Consider the following 19069-nt stretch of genomic DNA (forward strand, 5'->3'; position numbering starts at 1 on the left):
CCCATTCAAGTCCGAGGCCGGCGAGTCAGCCGACGGCGCGGTGCCGCCGCTGGGAGGAAGCGGCGGGCACCACGTCGGCCCTGGAACGGGTCGCGGTCATCCGGAGACGTCATCGCCCCAGTACTGGGTGATGACATCCTTGGCACCGGTCTGCTGGGACTCGCTCGGGAAGCTCGGCGTGCCGGAGACCTTGGGCAGCTTCGCCGCTGCGGTCTTGTCAAGCGTGCCGGCCTTCTTCATGGCGGTCATCAGAGCCGGGCGGGCGTAGCCTTTGAGTCTGAGGTTCTGGCCCTCGGCGCTGTAAAGGTACTCCTGCCACAGGCGCGCGGCTGCGGGGTGCGGCGCATAGTTGTTGATGGCCTGCGAGTAGTACTGGGAGAACTTGCCGTCCGAGGGGATCACGACCGTCCAGTCGAGGCCCTTGGACTTGAACTTGTCGGTGTACCCGGCGTTGAGGTAGTCCCAGTCGATGCTGATCGGAGTCTCGCCCTTCTCGATGGTGGCCGGGGTGGATTCGACGGCCGTGAAGTTGCCGTTCTTCTTCAGCTTGGCGAAGAAGTCCAGGCCGGGCCGGATGTCGTCGAAGGAGCCGCCGTTGGCGAGAGCGGCCGCGTACACGGCGCCGAAGGCCGAACCCGACTTGGTGGGGCTGCCGTTGAGCGCGACCTGCCCCTTGTACTGCGGCTTGAGCAGATCCTTGAAACTGGTCGGGCACGTCTGCACACGCTTGGCATCGCAGCCGAAGGATATGTAGCCGCCGTAATCGTTTGCCCAGCGGGCGATCGAGTCCTTCTGGGTATTGGGGATGTCAGCGAAACCGGCCACCATGTACGGCGCGAACAGCCCCTGCTGGGCGGCGCTCTGCGCGAAGGAACTGCCGAGGTCCAGGACGTCGAGCGCGCGGTCCTGGTCCTTGCGCGAGGTAAGGGCGTTGATCTCGTCCTGGCTGGCGCCGTTCGGGTTCTCCACCTTGACCTTGATGCCGTACTTCTTCTCGAAGCCGTCGATCAGGGCGCCGTAGTTGGCCCAGTCGCGGGGCAGCGCCATCGCATGCAGCGTGCCCTCCTTCTTGGCCGCCTCGGCCAGGGCGCCGATGCCGCCGACGGCCTCGGCCGTGGTCGCGGTGGCCGCGCTCTTGCCGTTCGGGCTGTTCGACGCGTCGGAGGACGCGCCACAGGCGCTGAGGGCGAGGGCGGCGGCGCCGGTGAGGACGCCGGTGAGGACGGCGGTCCTCGGCGGGAACACGGTCACGGTCTCTCCAGGGGGACGCACAGAGGGGTTGAGGGGATACATGCGGGGCCACACAGGGGATGCACGTGGGGGGTGAGCACTTGTCCGGCGACTTGTCTGAACAAGTTGGGCCTCAGTAGGCCCACTGATGGTGTCCATTAGGTGAACACTGAATAAACGAGTGACTCCGATTCCCTCACAATCGCAGCTCGCAGGGGTTATCGCGGCGCCTCGTACAGGCCGGCCGCGCTGCACACTTTGCGCACAACTCCGCGCGAGAGAGGAAGCATGGCGGCACGACACGAGGAGATCGCCGAAGAGCTGAGGCGGGCGATCGACCGTGAGGACTGCACCGTGGGCAGTCCGCTTCCCGCGGAGACCGAACCCGCGGGCTACAGCGGCGTCGCGCGTGGCACGGTCCGCCAGGCCGTCGCGGCCCTGACCGCCGAGGGACTCATCGGGTCACGCCAGGGCGCCCGCCGTGTGGTCCTGGCCGGCCGCCACAGCCAGAGCTCCGCCGAGCGGAAGCTGGATGCTCGGTGTCGGTTGTCGGCCAAGTGTCCGGGGCCGGGCCTTGTGGTCAGGGTTTGGTGCGCTGAGCTGGCCTGTGCTGACATGGGTTGATCATTTTGGTGCACGCTCGCAGTCTTGGGTACTTGGTTGGGGGAGAAGGGTCGCTTCTCCGCGCGGTCAGCGCTGTGAGCTGCAGGTTTGCCGCTTCTCGGGTGGGCTGATCAGTCCTGGTCGCCTGCGGCGCGCGTGGTCATCTTTGGTGGTTGCCTGCGGCTGCTGCCCTCATGCCGGCAGGGCCCGCTCGACGCGGTACCCGACCGATGAGCGCCTCGGAAACGACAGCGTCGTCTCGACGCTGAACGGCACCATACGGATGGCCCCGGCCTGCTGCCTGCCCGCGCTCGTGTATCCGCGGACAGGAAGTAAACCAGCGGACAATCCGCTGGGCGCCTGCATAGCACTCTCGGCACGTCCTACCAAAACCCCACATACCAGCACGTCGCGCCGCCCATGGGATTCCGAGGCCGGCGAGGGCCTGGTGGCCAGACGTGTCAGTTACTGGCGGAGCGTTGCGGGCGGCGCGGACCGCGGGCTCTCGCCATGTGCCGAACTGCGGGCAGCCGGCCACGCACACCCCTGGACCACGGAGCAGGCACACAACGCAGCGCCCCTGCGTTCGGCTTGCATGAGACGGCCGGACTCGATTCAACGAACGCAGTCGCCGCGAAACAGGCAAGCCCGAATGGGCTCGTCGGCCTGGCCGACCAGGTCGTACATCGCACCCGGGCAGTCCGGTTCCAGTAGCCAGAGCACCCCCGCGAAGAGCCCACCGCCGTACGTCTGAACGTGTCGCGTGTAGTCGCTGTGTACGGTGCCTTCGTCCCCGGCCGACGGTGGCCAGCGCTCTCTCCTCCGGTGAAAAGGCCAGGGTGCTCACCGATCGGCCGTTCTCGGGGGTAATTTCAGCGAACGGAGAGAGTTGGCCCAGACGCCGGCGGCCTTCTGCGTCCCCAAGCTGATCCGATCGGGGACAGCCGCTCCACGCGATCCGGCTGCAGGCGGCCGTCCCGGCTCCTGCGGGCCACGTGCATCTGGTCCCTCTCGTCCATCTGGTCGGTGATGGCTGGGCCCGGGTGCGGTCGCTCGCCCCCGGCTTGCTCGGCCCGTCCGATGGTCCGGTCGGGCCGGTAGGGCTGGGTCGGGCCGTGGTGGGCTGGTTACCGGTGTCTTACAGGAGGCCAGCACCGGCACCCGGCGGGGCGGGGCGCGTGTTTGCTGGATCCATGACGGTTGGCCGATCGCAGCCACCGCCCCTTCCCCTTTTCAGGAGGTCTTGGTGTCCCGCGTGTCCCGCCGTACGGTCGTGCCCGTTCTTGTGGTGCTGGTGGCCGCCGCCGGCATCGGGCTCTATCTCTTCCAACCCTGGAAGGCGTTCACCGACACCACGGTGAACGAAGCCCTGCCGACCGCCTCCAGGTCCGCGGCCGGGCCGGCGACGAAGGACCCCAAGCCGAAAGACCTCGCCGAGGGCCGCTTCGTCACCCACGAACACGACACCAGCGGCACAGCCCGCACCGTCCGGCTCGCGGGCGGCGGCCAGGTGCTGCGGCTGGAGGACCTCATGACAAGCGAAGGGCCGGACGTACGGGTCTACCTTTCCCCCAGAAACGCCCACGCGGTGAAGGCCGGACTCGGAGACGGTGCGGTCGAGCTCGGGAAGCTCAAAGGCAACCTGGGCAACCAGAACTACGCCGTCCCGGCCGGGACAGACCTGTCCACGTTCCATAGCGCCGTGATCTGGTGCAAGCGATTCTCCGTCTCCTTCGGCGCCGCCGACCTGGCCCAGGTGAAGGGCTGACCCGTTGATCCCCGCCCGGCCTCCGGCTACGACCCCGCCGGCCCTGCCGCACCTCGAGGACATCCGCGCCGCACGTCGGGACGTCCCGTCCGCCCGTCGAGGACATCACCGGTCACACCGTCCGGGGTGATACTCGGCCCGGCCGAAGCAGACGCTGCGGTGGAGGTCTTACGGATCAGGCCGGACCGGGGTGTCGAGCCCGGGACCTCAGCGTCGTGGAGGCGGCGATGCCAGCCAGCGAGGCTCGCGCCGACCGGGCCTGCAACCCGGCCCGGGAGACGTCGTACAGGGCCATCTAGGACCTGTACGCCCGATCATCTACGGAACGGCCGGTCGCCCCTCCCGTCCGCCCACGGCAAGCACGATCAGCAGAACGAAGGCGACGAAGGCGGTGAGCGTCCGCATGTTGTTGAACAGCTCCCAGCGCTGCAGGATCTCCGCGTGATCGGCCGGGGCCGAGGTGAGCGCCCACTGTTTGATCCGTCCATTGATCGGCACATTGCCGAACCGGGTTATCAGGAAGGACGCCAGGGTCAGCAGACCTGCCGCACCCGCGAGCAGCCGGGTGCGGCCCGCTGCCAGGACGGCGAGCGTCAGGGAACTCAGGATCGACGCGCCCATCGCCGCCTGCATGGTGATGCCGTTCATCTTCATCAGCTCGGCGTGGAAGGACAGCCGCATCTCCAGCGGTACGGCGTTGAAGGTGGGCACGAGATTCGCCGCGCCGTAGCCGAACGCGCCGGCGAGGAGGCCGGTGGAAAGCAGGGCGAATCCGTGGACAAGTCTGATGCGCACGTTCGTCGGCTCCGGTGTATTGATTTGGGGTGGTTGAGTGGCTCGTGAGGTCGGCCCCGACAGGCGATGACCCGGGAGCCGGGGCCGGCTATCAAGCCTGGCCGGGCATCCGCCAGAAGTCCAAGATCCTCTACTTCTGGCACTCAGAACCACCTGTTCTCAACCATCGGCGGCTGTGCCGCAACACGCCACACCTCCAGCCGGCGGGCGGCAGGCTCTCTGTGCATTCGCCGCCGATCTTCGCACCAGCCACCGCATGGGGTGGTTCGGATGCGCGGCCATCTGCTTGTATGCCCCTGGGCAACGTTCCAGGAGGTGACGGGCACATGGTGTCCACGGAGAGCATCCTCGCGTTCGCGGCGATGTCGCTACTGGTGATCGTGATTCCGGGGCCGAGTGTGCTGTTCGTGATCGGCAGGGCCCTCGCGCACGGCCGTCGCACAGCGCTCGCAACGGTCCTCGGTAACCTGATCGGCTCGTACGCCCTGGTGATCGCGGTGGCGTGGGGACTCGGGGCGCTGGTGGAGACCTCGGCGGCGGTCTTCATGGGCGTGAAGCTGGCGGGAGCGGCGTATCTCGTCTACCTCGGCGTGCAGGCGTTCCGGCACCGCAAGGAGATGCGCGCGGCGGACATGCAGGCACCGGCGGGTGAGCCGCGCGGCGATCTGCGGACGATCCTGGACGGTGCTTTCGTAGGCGTCACCAACCCGAAGGGCATTGTCTTCTTCGCGGCGGTGCTACCGCAGTTCGTGAACCACTCCGCGGGCCATGTTCCCCTCCAGATGATGGCGTTGGGCCTGGTCCCGGTCACCATCGGCATGATCACCGACACCCTGTGGGGCCTGGGCGCCTCGGCGGCCCGTTCCTGGTTTGCCCGCTCGGACCGTCGCCTTTCGATGGTCGGCGGGGCGGGCGGCTTCGCGATGATCGGCCTGGGCGTGACGGTGGCGGCGACGGGCCGCGCCGACTAGGAGTTGTCCGGACGATCACGTGACCCCCCTGTGGCCGGGTCGTTGGCGCGGGCGCGGGACGGGGTGATCTGACGGCCGCGGGGTGGGAACGGCCGTGGCCGATGCCGCAGGCGGGATCGACTCGGACGTCGCGGTGGATTCCACGATCGTGCGCGCGCATCAGCACGCCGCCGGCGCCCGCACCGACCCGCCGCCGGCTCGTGCGCCAAAGGGGGGACGAAGCCGCGGAACTCCAGGGCGAAACGCGACACCGTCACCGTGGCAGCCCTGGTCATCTGGTTCCGCACATGATCTTCCGGACAAGCCTTAGGGTGCGATCCTGCACGTATGAACCATCTCGGCGACGCGCGTCTGCGCACCTGGACGCTGCGATTTATGGCCCTCCTCGCAGCCGACACCCAGGATCAGCTTGCCTGGCTGGGCGAGCGTGAGTTGGAGACGGACTCCGTCATTGAAGAGGCGGAGCTCCTCTGCCGCATCTCCGAAGGACTCACGGAGCGCGGAGCCTTCGAACCCAAGAATCTGCGCGATCTTCAGGCCATCGGCCGTCGCCTCGGCGAGATCGATGCCGCCTGCCGCACCAGCCTCTGGGCCAACGCCCTGGCCACAGATCCCGCGTGGGACGAAATACGTTCTCTCGCCCGCCAGTTTCTCCTCCCGGTGCTGGGCGACTGGCGTCAGCCACTGCCACGCCCCGTGCGCCTGCACACCGGCGACCACTGAGCACGTCCAGGCCGCCTGTGCGAATCGAAGGGGTCGCCGGAGCCGGGCTTGAACGTCGTGCCGAGGTGGTACTGCGCGATGCCGAAAGGTTGAAAATCGGCATCAACAAGGACCCGGTAGAGGAACTCCGAGGTGGACATGTCGTACCGGTGCCATCCGCCGCCGTGATCGGACCGTGCAAGGAGGGGTGCTCGCCCGGCCGCTCGGCATCGATCAACTGTTGGTCAACTCCTCGTCGCTCACGCCAAGATCAGCAGCTGTCACACTCAGCCGACATGGAGGGTTCCTCAGCCTGGGGCTTGACGATGAGCTTGCCGGGCGCGAGGTACTGCAGCTTGCCGACGGGCCTGAGCTCGTTGCCTGCCTGGGCGGATCCGCCCCCTCCGGTGGCGGCGTTCAGATGGAGCAGCTGCGCCGCGTCCCACGCCCGCGGCGAGCTCCGCTCCTCGACTGCGGGCTCAGTTGGCGATGCCGACCGGGTGGACCTGGATCTTGTCGTCGTACGGGCCGGCCAGTTTCAGTGCCTCCGCGGGCCACTTCAGGGAGACGCTGTGGGTCTCGTTCGGCGGCGTCACGATGATGTGGGTCGGGGAGGCGATGCTGTCGCCGCTGAAGTCGACCTTGTACGAGATGCTGAAGGTGGCGGTGTCACCGGGCTTCAGGTCGGTGATGCGGGGCACCTCACGGCCGCGGTGGACAGGGGCGGAGGTGCCGTCGATGTCCTTCAGGTCAGCGCCCGCGAAACCCGCCGCCGAGCAGGTCCTTGCGCCCTTGTTCGTCATCCGAACGGTGACGTCGCCCGTCTTCGAGTCGGGCGAGCTGTCCACGGCCTTCATGATCAGTTCGTTCGTGCGGCAGAACTTGCTCTTGCCTCCGCCCTTCGCCGCACCGTCCCCGGAGCCGGCACGGGACGAAGCGCTGCCGGAGCCCGACTTCGTGTGGTCTGGCTGGGCATCGGCGCCCTGCGCCCGGGTAGAGGAGCCCGCGCTGCTGGGCTCGGGGGAGCCCACGCCGCCGGTCTCGGGGGCGGCGCCCGTGTCCGACTGGTCCGCGGGCTTGGAGGTGGCGGTGTCCGAGCCGGAGCAGGCGGTCAGGGACAACGCGGCGGCCGCGGTCAGGGCCGCGGCCGCAACGCGCAGGCTGCGGTGGCGAACAGTGCGGGCAGTGGTGCTGGAGCTCATTTCGGGTCCCCCGGGGAGTCGGCGTCGGTCTCTCTTCCGTACGTCACCCACCCTGACCGGGGCCACTAGCGCTGCGCTGCCGCGCCACTAACACCTGGCTAAGACCGGGTCCTATGTGGTGATGCGGACGTTGGACCAGTCATGGGCGGGGTAAGTGGAGTTGGACTCTTCCGGACGGGCTGTGGGAGATCGCGAAGTCGTAGATTCCGCCGTCGATGGTGCGGCCGCAGGGCGGTGGCGGAAAGCAGGACGCGCCTGATGAGACGCTGTTCGCGGTGATTATCTACGTGTTGGTCAGGGGGTGTGCCTAACGAGCGTTACCGCCGTGCTTCGGGATATCGAAGTCGACCGCGCATCGTCGGTTCGTCATCTGGTCGCGTGCCGGGGTATGGGGCTGGCTGCACGAGGAGATCCTGCACCGCCTCGAGGACGCCAGCTTGCTCGACTCTGCCCGCGTGAGGGCAAAGAGGGGCGAATAAACAGGTCCGAGCCCCGTGGACCGAGGCAAGCCGGGTTCCAAGATGCACGTCCTGTCGGACGCGAACGGACTACCCCTCGTCGTCGGCGTCTCCGCGGCCAACGTCCACGACAGCGAAAGGCTGAAGCCGATGGTGGCCGGTCACCAAACGAGACACGACGCGCACCGCGGCTGGTATTTCAAGCCTCAGCGGCTGCACGCCGACAACGCGTATGACCGGGCCGACCTGCGGAAATGGCTACGCGGCAAGCGCATCGGCGTCCGCAACGCCCGCAAGGGAATCGAGTCCAGCGAACGGCTGGGCCGCCGGTGATGGGTGATCGAGCGCATCATTACGTGGCTGTCCAACTACCGCCGCCTGAGCCCACGTTACGAGCGTCATTCCAGCAACTACCTGGCATTTCTCGGCCTCGCCGCCGCCCTGCACTGCTACAAGCGACTCATCTGCCTCGCCACATAGGAAACGGTCCAAGGAATCTCGGCCGGTGGCCCTGCTGCCTCGGGTTACGGGCACGAGAGGAGGTTCGCGACGTTCCCTCTGCCGCCGGCAGGGGACGCGAAGCAGACGGCCTCGGCTGGGCCAAACGGCGCCTCCGGCCCCGTTCCTCGCAATGGCTGAAGATGCTGATGGCATACCTGCGTGGCAGACTGACAACTGGAGTATCGCGCAGGGTGCGAATTCGCGAGACGTAGGTGGGTCAGGCCCTGCGTCGTCCCACAGCATTTCACGCTCAGCGCCACGGGAGGGCGGTTTACGATGCCCACCGAGTACATCACCTCCGAGAACGTATACCGCGACCGGGATGCGCATGACGCAGTACGGGCACTGGCGCACTTCGGTGCACCATTCATCTCCACCGCCCGTACCCCGCAGCTGGTCGCGGCTGAGTACCTGCAGCGGTACGCCGATCTGTTGGAGGTTCCGGCGTCTTCCCTTGAGCACCTGTCATTAAGGGCAGATCCTGAACCAACCGACGCTTCAATGGAATTCCGTTTTCTCGGCGAAAAGCACCAGGACGACTCGGCGACCGTCGCGTTCCAGCAGACGGTTCTCGGGTTGCCAGTGTGGCAGGCCGGACTCGCTGTGCAGATGGGGACGGATCCGCCACGTGTGCTGTCCTCGCAGTCGACCGCGCATCACAGGATCGAGGTCGTCACGCCGGACGCCGACGTGCTCGCCAGGGCGAAGGAGATCGGCGAGGCCGAATTGGCCAGGTCGCTCGGTCTTACCGGGGGCGCGGAGGAACGAGGTAGTGAACGCGAGTCCCTGAAGATCGAGCGCAGAGAGCTGGTGGTCTTTCGGTTTGAACGCGGCAGTGTCCAACGAGACGATTCAAGCGCTGAGAGTGAGGGCGCTCCGGGCGAGGCCCAGGTTAGCGATGGACAGAACACGCTACCGCGGCTACCGCTTCCCCCGGTACCCGAGGCGATCGCCGATGGTCGACATTTTGTTTGCCTCAAGGTCGATTTCAGGTTGCAGACACCGGGGTTCGGCCCGTTGAACTGGGTGGCGGTGCTAGAAGTCGCCAGCCTTGCTGTGCTCTACCTGCGGCCGTTCGTGGACACTGTGACGGGTCTGGTTTTCGAGGTCGATCCGGTTACCACCAATGGCGGGCCACTACCCAGCGGCACCAACGTCCAGCTCAACGCTGTTGCGGTGGCTGAGCTGCTGGAGGGTCTGAGCGGTCCGGTCAGCGGCAAGCAGTCGCTGGCAGGCGACAACGTGGCGCTGAGCGATTTCGATCAACCGCCCACAGTCGCCCCGCCGACCAAACCGTCCGGGACCAACTTCGACTTCGACGCTCGCACCGATAACTTCGCGGCGGTCAACGCCTATGAGCATTGCGACCGGTTCTTGCGACTGACTACCGGCATGGGTTTCACCAAGGCGGGATACTTCGGCGGCACTGCCTTTCCGACCCCAGTCGACCACCGCGGCAGGTTCTACACGGCAAATGGCATCGAGGTGAACGCCTACTGCGCTGGCACCAGTAGTGGTTCCGGTATCGACCGCACTTCCTTCATGCTGGCGGACATCGGAGACACCAGTAACCCGATCGGCATTGCCTGCGACTACCGGGTCGTACTGCACGAATTGGCCGGGCACGGGGTTCTCTACAACCACGTAAGCAGCGCGAATTTCCGTTTCTCGCACAGTGCGGGTGACAGTGTCGGAGCGATCCTGAGCGATCCGGGAACACAGGCCGCTGACCGGTTCCTCACCTTCCCATGGGTCAGCGGAGTGATCGACCGGCGCCACGACCGGCTGCCCAGCGGGGGCTGGGGATACGGCGGCTCGATAGCACTGAACCCGTTCAGCTCGTTGGATGGAGGTGGCTACAACAACGAGCAGATCCTGTCCTCCACGATGTTCCGGATCTACCGTTCGCTTGGTGGAGACTCGTGGGACCTGAACACCCAGCGCTTCGCCGCGCGCATGACCGTGTACCTGATATTGAAGGCGATCGGCACTCTCTCTCCTGCGACCAACCCGGCGAGCGGTGAGGCGTTCGCTGCCGCGCTGCAGACGGCCGACGCCAGCAAATGGGTGAGTGAGAACCTCGCCGGAGGCGCCTACCGCAAGGTGATTCGCTGGGCGTTCGAAAAGCAGGGAGCCTATCAGCCGGCCGGCGCCTCGACCCCGAACAACAACATCGGCGCTCCGCCGGCTGTTGACGTCTACATCGACGACGGCCGAGCGGGCGAGTACCAATACCAGCCGAACTTTTGGGAAACCCAGGCGATATGGAACCGCCTTGCGGCCGACGGCAGCACGGCGCATCAGGTGCCAGAGGTCAACACGACGAACTATGCCTACGTAAAAATCAAGAACCGGGGCACGCAGGTCGCAAAGAAGGTTGTGGTCAAGGCCTACCACGGAGATCCCAATGCCGGTCTGTCCTACCCGAGCGACTGGTCTGCGATGACCACCGCATCAATCAACGCACCTAACGTTCCAGCGAACAACACCGCTGAGGTCGTGGTCGGACCGTTCGCCTGGGTGCCACAGCATATCGGCCACGAATGCATGTTGATGGTTGTGTCCGCTACCGGTGACGAAAGCAACGTCGACCACATCACGCCCGGCGATTCGATGTCGAATTGGCGACTCATCCCGCACGACAACAACATCGCCCAGCGCAACGTGGTACCGGTCACGGGCAACGGTGCGAAGGGTTTGATGGAGGCCTTCGAGAAGCGGTCCTTCCAGCTGAAGAACCCGATGGCGGCCGCAAGCCGGATGAAGGTGAGCGCGGCGCTGCCCGAGATGCTCGCCTCTCGTGGTTGGCGACTGGAGTTCGCAAACCCTGGCGGAGCAGCGTTCAGCCTGGGGGCGGGAGAGGCCAGGGACATCATGCTGCAGCTGGTCCCCGGTGCCGACTTCACCGCGGAGGAGGTGTACGCCTCTCAGAACCGCACCATAGTCGTCACCGGGTACGCCGACGGGATCCTCGTGGGCGGCATGTCTTATCAACTCGACCCCGACCTGGCGTCCGAGCCGGGACACAGAGATCGGAGAGCCGAATTCGAACGCCGAGCCGAGACCTTGGTTGAACGCTTGGACTTCAGTCAGCAGAGGGTGCGACGGGTGGCGGTGCGACGGGTGACCCTGGACCTTGAGCTCGAGGACCCTGATGACTGAGAAGCCGCGTTCATGCCGGTCGTCGAGCTTGGAGAGCAGCCAGTTCCCTATCGTCGATTTTCCGCACGCGGACGTGGGCGCGTGACTTCGGCATCCGCGGATGCTGACACGACCTGGACCGCGCATCTGCCGCCGCTCGGCCCAAGGACGCCTCCGGGTTCGCCCTGCTGGCCCGCTGCTGGCCGCAGGCCCATATCGGTTTCCCGACAACTCCGCGAGAAGAGGGGCTTCACATGACTGTGGGACAGATGCGATTCGGCACGACCAACGACGCCGGTGCGGACCTGACCACCCTGACGTCTAGTGCTGGAGGGCACGGGACATTGGAGGTCACCTGCACCGGCAACTTCGGAACGGCCATGTACGCTACCGGGGATTATTTGGGTATCTCGGCCAGTGGCTCCAATGAGGGAGTACACGCCGATGGCGGGCAGCAGGGTACAGGCCTCTATGGAACATCGGTCGCCGGAAACGGGGTAGCCGGAGTCAGCAATACAAAAGACGGCGTGGTGGGGCAATCCTCTATCGGCAATGGTGTGAGAGGGCTCGTTCTACTCGCCAGCACCGTCGCCGCAGGCGTGCTGGGAGAGGCCCAGGGGCTGAACAGCAACGGGGTGATCGGCGAGGCGAACAACGGTTCCGTCGCCTACGGCATCTGGGGCAAGAGCACCAGTGGCTACGCCGGGTACTTCCAAGGCAAAGTCAACGTCACCGGCACCCTGACCAAGGGGGCCGGCGGGTTTCTTATCGACCATCCGCTCGATCCGGAGAACCGCTATCTGCTGCACTCGTTCATCGAGTCCCCCGAGCGGCTGAACGTGTACAGCGGCACGGTGGTGACGGACGCCGCCGGCGCTGCGAACATCGAACTGCCGGAGTACTTCGAGGCCCTGAACGAGGACTTTCGTTACCAGCTCACGACCATCGGCGCCTTCGCCCAGGCGATCGTGACGGAGGAGGTACGGGACAACCGCTTCGCTATCGCCACTGACCGCCCCGAGGTGAAGGTCTCGTGGCAGGTGAGCGGAGTCCGGCGGGACGCTTTCGCACGCGCGAACCCGTTGGTGGCGGACGAGGAGAAGCCCGCTGAGGAACGAGGCACCTATGTGCACCCCGACGCCTGGGGCAAGCCGGCGGAGGCGGGGAGGGACTTCGCGCGGGCGGCAGCGCTGGAGGAGCAGCAGATGGAGCCGCTCAAGCCCGCCGACTACCGCATGCCGCCCAGTGTCAGTGGCGAGAACCAGGCCTGAGCACGAAGGGGTAACCGGTGGGTCCCTCATGCGGACCGGGCATCATCCCGTGAGCCGAGCCCGCGGCGTCACGGCCGGGGGGATGTCACGCCGCGCAAAAGCCAATGGACAGGCAACTGACGCACTGCTTGCGCTTTACCGTCACCGCGCAGCGACGCATTTCGTCGGCGGCCCACGTCCCCCGATCGTGTCCCGTCCCTAGACGGTGTCCTATGGAAGCTCCCAGGCAGGCACCTGCTCCCAGTCCCAGCTGCCGCTGCCCGACGCAGCATGCCGGCCCGGCGCCTTCGACCCCGACGTCGCCCAGTCCACGGTCCAGTCGACGATCTGCGTGCCCGGCCGGACCAAGACCGTCCGCCGGCCTGTTTCCTACACCACCCTCTCAAGATTAAGCAGAACGGCGAGTACGCCTACCCCGACACCAACGCCGACTACGAGGAAGACCACCTCGTCCCCCTTGAACTGGGTGGTCCACCCCGCCATCCGAAGGACCTGTAGCCCGAGCCCCGCTACGGAAACCAGCCGGCCGTCAGCAAGGACTCCGTGGAGCGCAAGCTGAACGCCGCACACAGCGCCATCGTCTGGACGGACCACTGCCCTGTCCAAGGTCGGAATCAGCTGACCGGCCGGGGCTTATGAGACTTGCGCCGGGCGCTTACGGTTGCCTTCGACTGCTGTAGGCGCCGGGCGTTGAGTTCTGTGGGCAGGTCCTGGGGTGCCGTCGGCGCCTCGCACGGACGGTGGGGAGCGGAAGGCGCCGGCCCCTTCCCAGGCCGCTGGGAGCGAGAGGCCAAGGACCAGCGGGTGGGGACGCTGTACGCCAGGGTAGTTGGGGTGCCGGTAAGAACCGTGTCGCCAGTCGTAAACGACCGGTCTACGTGAGCGCTGCCGCGGTGGCTTTCACGAAGGCTTCCGGGTTGTCCAGCATGATGTTGTGTCCGCAATCCGGGACGGCGACGACGGACACCCCGGCTTCGCTAAGGGCCTCAGCGCCCGGGAGCGGCCCATCGGCCGCGGGCAGCAGATAGGTGCGGGGAATCTTCAGGCCCAGCAAGAGGTCACGCATGGTGGGGACGGTGCCGCGGGTGAGGTGGACCGCGCTGCGATGCAGGGCCTCACGGCCGGCCAGGCGCATCGTGGACCACCAATGCGCACCGGCCCGGTCGCGGACCTCTTCCCATCCGCCCGCCAGGAACTCCTGCTCGGAGTAGGAGGCGATGCCGCTGCTGCCTGCCGAGGCGGACGTGGGCGGGATGGGGTCGAGGTTGGCGTCGACCAGGACCAGCTGTGAGACCAGGTGGGGGTGGTGGGCAGCCAGAACGATGGCCACGGACCCGCCCATGCTGTGCGCGATCAGCTCGGCACCCGCGACATCCGCGCTGGTCAGGACAGTAGCCAGCGCATCGGCATGGGATTCCAGCGTGTAGTCGAAGCACGTCGGCCGGTCACTGATGCCATGACCCAACAGGTCGATCAACAGTGACCGACGGCCGGCCAGCAGGGGATGAACCGCAACCTCCGTGAAGTAGGCAGGCGATGAAGCGCCCAACCCATGCACGTAGACACGCGCCGGCTCCTGTCCCGGCAGCTCAACCCAGCGGATTTGAGCGCCTTTGGGCGTTACGGCGACGCTGCGCACAGTCTGCTCTCCTGCGGTCAAGATCGATGGAAAGATGAGATTAGCTACCGAAGCCGGGTGCGTCACCACCGGTCCCGGCGCGGGCCTTGCAGAGCCGTGGAGCCGGATCCCGAACAGCAATTGCCCGCCGACGCCCTCGGCGCCGGGGTGGAGACCTGCCTGTGGGACGGCTGGGTCGCCACCGACTTGGTCGGGATCGAGGATGGGAAGGCGTGATGGAGGGCACCGACGCCGACCGGCCTGAACGACGAGGGACGGGCCGGTCACGGAAGTCGGGAGCGCCCCGGTGATGTTGCTGTGCCCTCGGCTGTCGCCGGTCCCGTGCACTTCTCTGCCCGACGGAGGCACCGTTCACCGTAGGGGGCCTGCAACGGCGGACGCCGACGGGTGGGAGCACACCACCCGGCACGGCGTCATCCGACCTGGAGCTGCAACCTCCTGATCGACGGCGGCGGCGCCGTGGATGATCGAGAAATGCGAGACGAACAGCATCCCCGTGCACCACATGCCGGATGATCCTGGTGCTGACCGGGGGCGAGTCGGGCCAGGAATCGGATCTTGACGCGTTTCCTGAACGGCTGGTGGCTGAGCAGCACCGCGTGCACGAGGAGGGCCACGGTGCGAAGAACTGGGAGGGCATGCAGCTGCCAGGGAAAGAGAAGGCGGCAGAGAGGGAAGTCAGCCCCCACACCGGAGCGGAGTACGACTACACAGCCACGCCCAGCGCTGATGCCCGACGTGACGCCCTCCCCGACATCGAAAGGGCGGTGGACGAAGGCAAACCGGTGCCCATCGGGATCGAGGGTTATGACGAAAAGGGGTAGCGCAGCGGGCACGCGATGATGATCGTGGGCCAGGAGGGCGACATGCTTGAGACCTACAACCCTTGGGGTCAGACCATGTGGGTCAGTGAAGACGATTTCGTCAACGGTCATATGGACAAGGTCGCGGATGGCATGCCCGACGCCTACGGCGTCCACATCCCCCAATAGGCAGGGCAGCATGATTCACAGAACCAGAAAGGCCGCTCTCGCCGCGGCAGCAGTGCTGTGCGCCCCTACCACTGCCTCCGTAATGCGTGTTCTGGCAGCCGGACGACTCTCCCCCCTCACTTCCCGAAGCCCGAACGCATCACCTACACGGTCACCGTCAAATGACCTTCAACGCCATCGGAACCAGCGAGGCGATCATGACTACCCAGCGGCCGGGAAAGACCGACAGTGAACTGCTGGAGACAACCGACGTTCCCACCCTCCTGCGGTACGGCCTGAGCGATAGCAGCCCCCGCCGCGCCGCCCTGTTCGGTGATGGGGCGGTGACCGCCGCCATCATCCTCGACCGGCAGGGCGCTCTGCCCCGCTCGGTCGCGTTCCTCGCCAAGGTCGTACGCAGTGGGGGCACCCGTTACGCCGCCGACCTCGACGAGCCCCTCCCCGGCGAGGCCGCCGCCCGTACCGTCCGCGGATGGCTGACCGACGCAGCCGACGTTGCGCGAACTCGCTTGTGGGAGCGATTGTGCTCCTCTTTCCGGACCGGGAGTTCGGCCTGACAGGCGGCCCGTCGGTGCGGGATGACCAGCCCGGTGCCCTGGTAGCCCCCGTCAGCGATGGTCATGGTGTTGCCAACGGTGTCCTTGGCGCCTGACTCCTCCCAGCCCCGGCAGTCATTGCGATTGCGGGGCAGAGGGCGACCGACCACCACGACCAGGCGGGTGTCGGCATCGATGACGACCTGATGGGCGGTGGAATAGCGATAGTTCTTGGACTGCTCGGCAATCGAATGGTCACGGGTGGGCACCAGGGTGCCGTCCACGATCAGCACACTGTCCTTGCGGAAGCGTCGGCGAGGCTGGAGTGCGAGGAGCGGGCCGAGGTGGCCAATGATGCGGGCGGCCGTGGATTTCGAGATTCCGAACAGCGGCGCGAGCTGGCGCATCGTCAAGTTCGTGCGCCAATACGCCGTCACCAGCAAGATGCGGTCTTCGAGTGAGAGACTCCACGGGCGTCCCCGCCGTACTGCACCGGCATCTTGGCGGCGTACGACGGTCACCAACTTGCCGAAGCAGTGCGGGCTCAGCCCAGCAAACGGCACTATCCAAGACGGCTCCGACGCCGTGATCACACCAGCCATCTCAAGATCGTTTCACTGTGACCGTGCCCGGCGGGCCACCATGAGCAGGACGCTCAGACTGTGGAGTCCTGGTGCGAGCCAGTTGTGAAGGCGAGGATGTCGGGTACTGCCTCGCGCAGGCTGGCGAAGTGGCGGTGTACGCCGTCTACGGGCGCCGGGGTGTTGACTCCCCACACCGTCATGCCGGCCCGCAGCCCGGATTCGACTCCTGACGGCGCGTCCTCGATGACCAGGCAATCGTCCGGTTTGGCGCCGAGTCGTTCGGCGGCCAGCAGGTAGGGAACCGGTGATGGCTTGCCTTCCGCGACCGCGGCGGCATCAACGAGCACGCCCGGAACCGGTAGCCCGGTCCGGGCGAACCGCCCGCGCACCCGGTGCTCGTAGTTCGAGGTCACCAGTGCCCAGCAGCCCGAGGGAAGGCCGGACAGCAACTCTGATGCGCCGTCGAAAGCGTCATACACACCGGACCGGACATCCTCATCCTCCAGCTCATGCAGCGCGGCCAGGCACTCGCGCGGGTCCCGCTTCGGCGCTACCGCCGCGAAGGTCTCCATAGGCCGCGTTCGCAGCGCCACTTGATAGACCGCGGCGGGGTCGAGTCCGTAGCGCGCCGCCCACATCTCCCAGACCCGACGCTGGTTGGCCACCGCGTCGATCAACGTTCCGTCGACATCAAAGAGGACATACTTCGCGGAACCTGGCGGCGTAAGTTCGGTGGTCACGCCGAGATCATGCCATCAGCCCATCAGGCTGGCCGTTGCGGGACAGTCCTTAGCTCGGGGCGGGCGAGCAGACCACCGGATACACCCTGCAGGCGACCAGGCCGCCGATGAGCATCAGTCGGGCCCGGCGTACGGCCCCAATGCAATTCCCACCCGTCCTCGGAGAGGGACGGTCTCGGCATGCTTGCGGGGGCACGTTCAAGTGCCCCCGCTCGTAGAACTGGGTGGCGCCGGCGAGGTTGGTGGCCCGTTTGTCGGCCTGCGTGCGATCTCTCGGTTTGGTGTCGGTGGTGGTGAGAGTCGGTGGTGACGTTCTGGGCGGGATGGTGCGGGGCTGGTCAGTGGTTGTTTGGGGGAATCACGAGGTAAGGGCCGGCCGGGGGGCTGGGCTTCCCAGGGCGTTGGTGGTGTGGCGCTGGCTGGAGCAGGCCAAGGCGACCGGGCAAATGGACGCTTCAGCCCGCCCGGGGTACGCGGAGTCGGACGGGGTGTCGGGGGTGCCTGGGACGTTGCGCCCACACCTGGTGGCGAGGGGTTGGTGCGCAGCTAGGGGTGAGTCCGGAGGGATCACTGTGTTCGCTCGTAGTGCTGTTGGGTGATGTAGCGGGCATGAATCATGTTGCTTGCGTCTGTCCAGGCGCTGCCGACCCGTGGCATCAGTGATGCCCGGCGTAGTCGGACAGGCGCCAGTAGATCAGGTGGATGGTCGCGCCTCATCCGTGATGAGCGTGCGCGCCGACAACCTCACATCGCAGCAGCCTTGGGAGAGCAGAACGTTGACCCGCACGACACCGCCACGGCCCATTGACGTCACCGCCGTACTGCCCGAACTGGCAGCCCACGACAGGGAGACGACCCGGCTCCACCCGAGACCCGGCGCTCCGGGCGCCGCGGAAAGCTCGATCGGCGGTCCGCTGCTCTGGCCTGCCAGCGAGCCGTGGCCCACTTGTTCCGCGCCTCGTATGGTGCAGCGAAGTGAACCGATAGCCCCCGCGCTCGTCATCGCGTTGCAGCAGGCCCAGGCCAAGCGGGAGGCGCAGCAGGGGGCGGGGCGCGGCGGTCGGCGCAGCCCGGAAGAGTTCGCTCTGCTCGACCAAGCATCCAGCCGCCACGGCGCGACCTTCGATCTCACCGACTACACCACCCAGTGGTACGAGTCCGAGGCGCATCGAGAGCCGAACCCCCTGGTGGCCGTCGGCCAGATGCACGCCCGAGATATCCCGACCGTTCGCTTCCCCTCAGGCACCGACCTCCTCCAGGTGCTGTGGTGCCCCACCGATCACCAGGATCTGCCGGGCCAGCCACGGTTTTACTGGGGCCCGTCAGTACACCTCGTCTGGCGGCGCGCGTCCGAGGTGTCCTCCGCGCCCGGCAGTGTGCCGCCGCAGCCCCGGGATACACACGACGCTTACTTGCCCACTTCATGCGTGCTGCACCCTGAGCAGGTGACCGAGTATCAGTACGCGGACCTGCTACCCGATGCGCTCTGCGAGCGCCTCGACGCGCACGACGAGCGGTGGCTGGAAGAGACCGGTTTCTCTTACCAGTACGACCTGTCCATCGCCCCCGGCTGCAAGGCCGGCGGCTGGGCATCCTGGCACCTGACCGATCCGGCGCCTGTCAACTGTCGGTGCGGAGCGTCGATGGACCTACTGCTCAGCTTCGACAGCAGCGAATGGGACGGTGGCTCCAAGAGCTGGCGCCCTGTCGAGGATTCTGAGGCCAACCAAGTGGGCGCCTGCGGGCCAACCGGTTTGACTCCTGGTCGGTGGGGCGCATTGCGGATCTTCATTTGCCCCATCGACCCGATGCACCCTCACCTGCTGAACATCCAGTAGAGGAGAGGGCAGCGTTTGTCGATGAGTCTGGACGGCAGTTGGCGATCATCTGGCCTGCGGAATGTTCACCAGCTTTGATGGTGCCGCCATGCGTGCCT

At 66.6% G+C, this 19069-nt stretch carries 13 protein-coding genes and 4 pseudogenes; 11 read left to right on the forward strand and 6 right to left on the reverse strand.

The features are described 5' to 3' along the window. Positions 1-96 precede the first annotated feature (96 nt). The gene (locus tag ACIRPT_RS26685; RefSeq protein WP_403831357.1) at positions 97-1251 is read right to left on the reverse strand and encodes an ABC transporter substrate-binding protein; all 1155 of its coding nucleotides are present in this window, start codon (positions 1249-1251) and stop codon (positions 97-99) included. 267 nt (positions 1252-1518) lie between these two features. On the opposite strand from ACIRPT_RS26685, the pseudogene ACIRPT_RS26690 reads away from it, so the two are divergent. Both ACIRPT_RS26690 and ACIRPT_RS26695 read left to right on the forward strand, forming a co-directional pair. Beyond that, a pseudogene (locus ACIRPT_RS26690) lies at positions 1519-1752 on the forward strand (GntR family transcriptional regulator); the annotation flags it as partial. A 1327-nt stretch (positions 1753-3079) separates the two neighbouring features. Then, the gene (locus ACIRPT_RS26695; protein WP_403831360.1) at positions 3080-3601 is read left to right on the forward strand and encodes a DM13 domain-containing protein; all 522 of its coding nucleotides are present in this window, start codon (positions 3080-3082) and stop codon (positions 3599-3601) included. 318 nt (positions 3602-3919) lie between these two features. On the opposite strand, the gene ACIRPT_RS26700 is transcribed toward ACIRPT_RS26695, so the two are convergent. Then, positions 3920-4396 carry an anthrone oxygenase family protein gene (locus ACIRPT_RS26700; RefSeq protein WP_403831363.1) on the reverse strand — a complete coding sequence of 159 codons (477 nt, stop codon included), beginning with the start codon at positions 4394-4396 and terminating at the stop codon, positions 3920-3922. Between the two features lie 326 nt (positions 4397-4722). On the opposite strand from ACIRPT_RS26700, the gene ACIRPT_RS26705 reads away from it, so the two are divergent. The 3 genes and pseudogenes from ACIRPT_RS26705 (at position 4723) to ACIRPT_RS26715 (ending at position 6090) form a co-directional block, all read left to right on the forward strand. Beyond that, positions 4723-5367 (forward strand): LysE family translocator, encoded by a 645-nt coding sequence (locus ACIRPT_RS26705; protein ID WP_403831365.1) that lies wholly within the window; start codon positions 4723-4725, stop codon positions 5365-5367. Positions 5368-5458: 91 nt separating this feature from the next. Next, positions 5459-5548: pseudogene (locus tag ACIRPT_RS26710) on the forward strand (transposase); the annotation flags it as partial. Between the two features lie 146 nt (positions 5549-5694). Beyond that, complete coding sequence (locus tag ACIRPT_RS26715) at positions 5695-6090, forward strand: hypothetical protein (protein WP_403831368.1); 396 nt, start codon at positions 5695-5697, stop codon at positions 6088-6090. 458 nt (positions 6091-6548) lie between these two features. On the opposite strand, the gene ACIRPT_RS26720 is transcribed toward ACIRPT_RS26715, so the two are convergent. Next, positions 6549-7271 carry a DUF4232 domain-containing protein gene (locus ACIRPT_RS26720; RefSeq protein ID WP_403831370.1) on the reverse strand — a complete coding sequence of 241 codons (723 nt, stop codon included), beginning with the start codon at positions 7269-7271 and terminating at the stop codon, positions 6549-6551. Positions 7272-7450: 179 nt separating this feature from the next. On the opposite strand from ACIRPT_RS26720, the pseudogene ACIRPT_RS26725 reads away from it, so the two are divergent. The 3 genes and pseudogenes from ACIRPT_RS26725 (at position 7451) to ACIRPT_RS26735 (ending at position 12642) form a co-directional block, all read left to right on the forward strand. Continuing rightward, a pseudogene (locus ACIRPT_RS26725) lies at positions 7451-8209 on the forward strand (IS5 family transposase). A 297-nt stretch (positions 8210-8506) separates the two neighbouring features. Then, complete coding sequence (locus tag ACIRPT_RS26730) at positions 8507-11392, forward strand: hypothetical protein (RefSeq protein ID WP_403831372.1); 2886 nt, start codon at positions 8507-8509, stop codon at positions 11390-11392. Between the two features lie 233 nt (positions 11393-11625). Next, the gene (locus ACIRPT_RS26735) at positions 11626-12642 is read left to right on the forward strand and encodes a hypothetical protein (RefSeq protein ID WP_403831375.1); all 1017 of its coding nucleotides are present in this window, start codon (positions 11626-11628) and stop codon (positions 12640-12642) included. A gap of 874 nt (positions 12643-13516) precedes the next feature. Here the strand turns inward: ACIRPT_RS26735 and ACIRPT_RS26740 are convergent. After that, positions 13517-14281: an alpha/beta fold hydrolase gene (locus tag ACIRPT_RS26740; protein WP_403831378.1), complete on the reverse strand. Its 765-nt coding sequence runs from the start codon at positions 14279-14281 to the stop codon at positions 13517-13519. A 512-nt stretch (positions 14282-14793) separates the two neighbouring features. On the opposite strand from ACIRPT_RS26740, the gene ACIRPT_RS26745 reads away from it, so the two are divergent. Continuing rightward, on the forward strand, positions 14794-15105 hold the full coding sequence (locus tag ACIRPT_RS26745) for a hypothetical protein (protein ID WP_403831380.1): 312 nt from the start codon (positions 14794-14796) through the stop codon (positions 15103-15105). A 42-nt stretch (positions 15106-15147) separates the two neighbouring features. Continuing rightward, the gene (locus ACIRPT_RS26750) at positions 15148-15273 is read left to right on the forward strand and encodes a hypothetical protein (protein WP_403831382.1); all 126 of its coding nucleotides are present in this window, start codon (positions 15148-15150) and stop codon (positions 15271-15273) included. Between the two features lie 496 nt (positions 15274-15769). On the opposite strand, the pseudogene ACIRPT_RS26755 reads toward ACIRPT_RS26750, so the two are convergent. Together ACIRPT_RS26755 and ACIRPT_RS26760 are read right to left on the reverse strand one after the other, a co-directional pair. Next, positions 15770-16411, reverse strand: a pseudogene (locus ACIRPT_RS26755) (transposase family protein); the annotation flags it as partial. A 53-nt stretch (positions 16412-16464) separates the two neighbouring features. Further along, entirely contained in the window at positions 16465-17133 is a 669-nt protein-coding gene (locus ACIRPT_RS26760; protein WP_403831385.1) for an HAD family hydrolase, read from the reverse strand. A gap of 650 nt (positions 17134-17783) precedes the next feature. Between ACIRPT_RS26760 and ACIRPT_RS26765 the strand changes: the two genes are divergently transcribed. After that, positions 17784-18971, forward strand: coding sequence for a hypothetical protein (locus tag ACIRPT_RS26765; RefSeq protein WP_403831388.1), 1188 nt, complete (start codon positions 17784-17786; stop codon positions 18969-18971). Positions 18972-19069: the final 98 nt, after the last annotated feature.

This window comes from Streptomyces sp. NPDC101227 (assembly GCF_044767545.1).
In the GTDB taxonomy this organism is placed as follows: domain Bacteria; phylum Actinomycetota; class Actinomycetes; order Streptomycetales; family Streptomycetaceae; genus Streptomyces.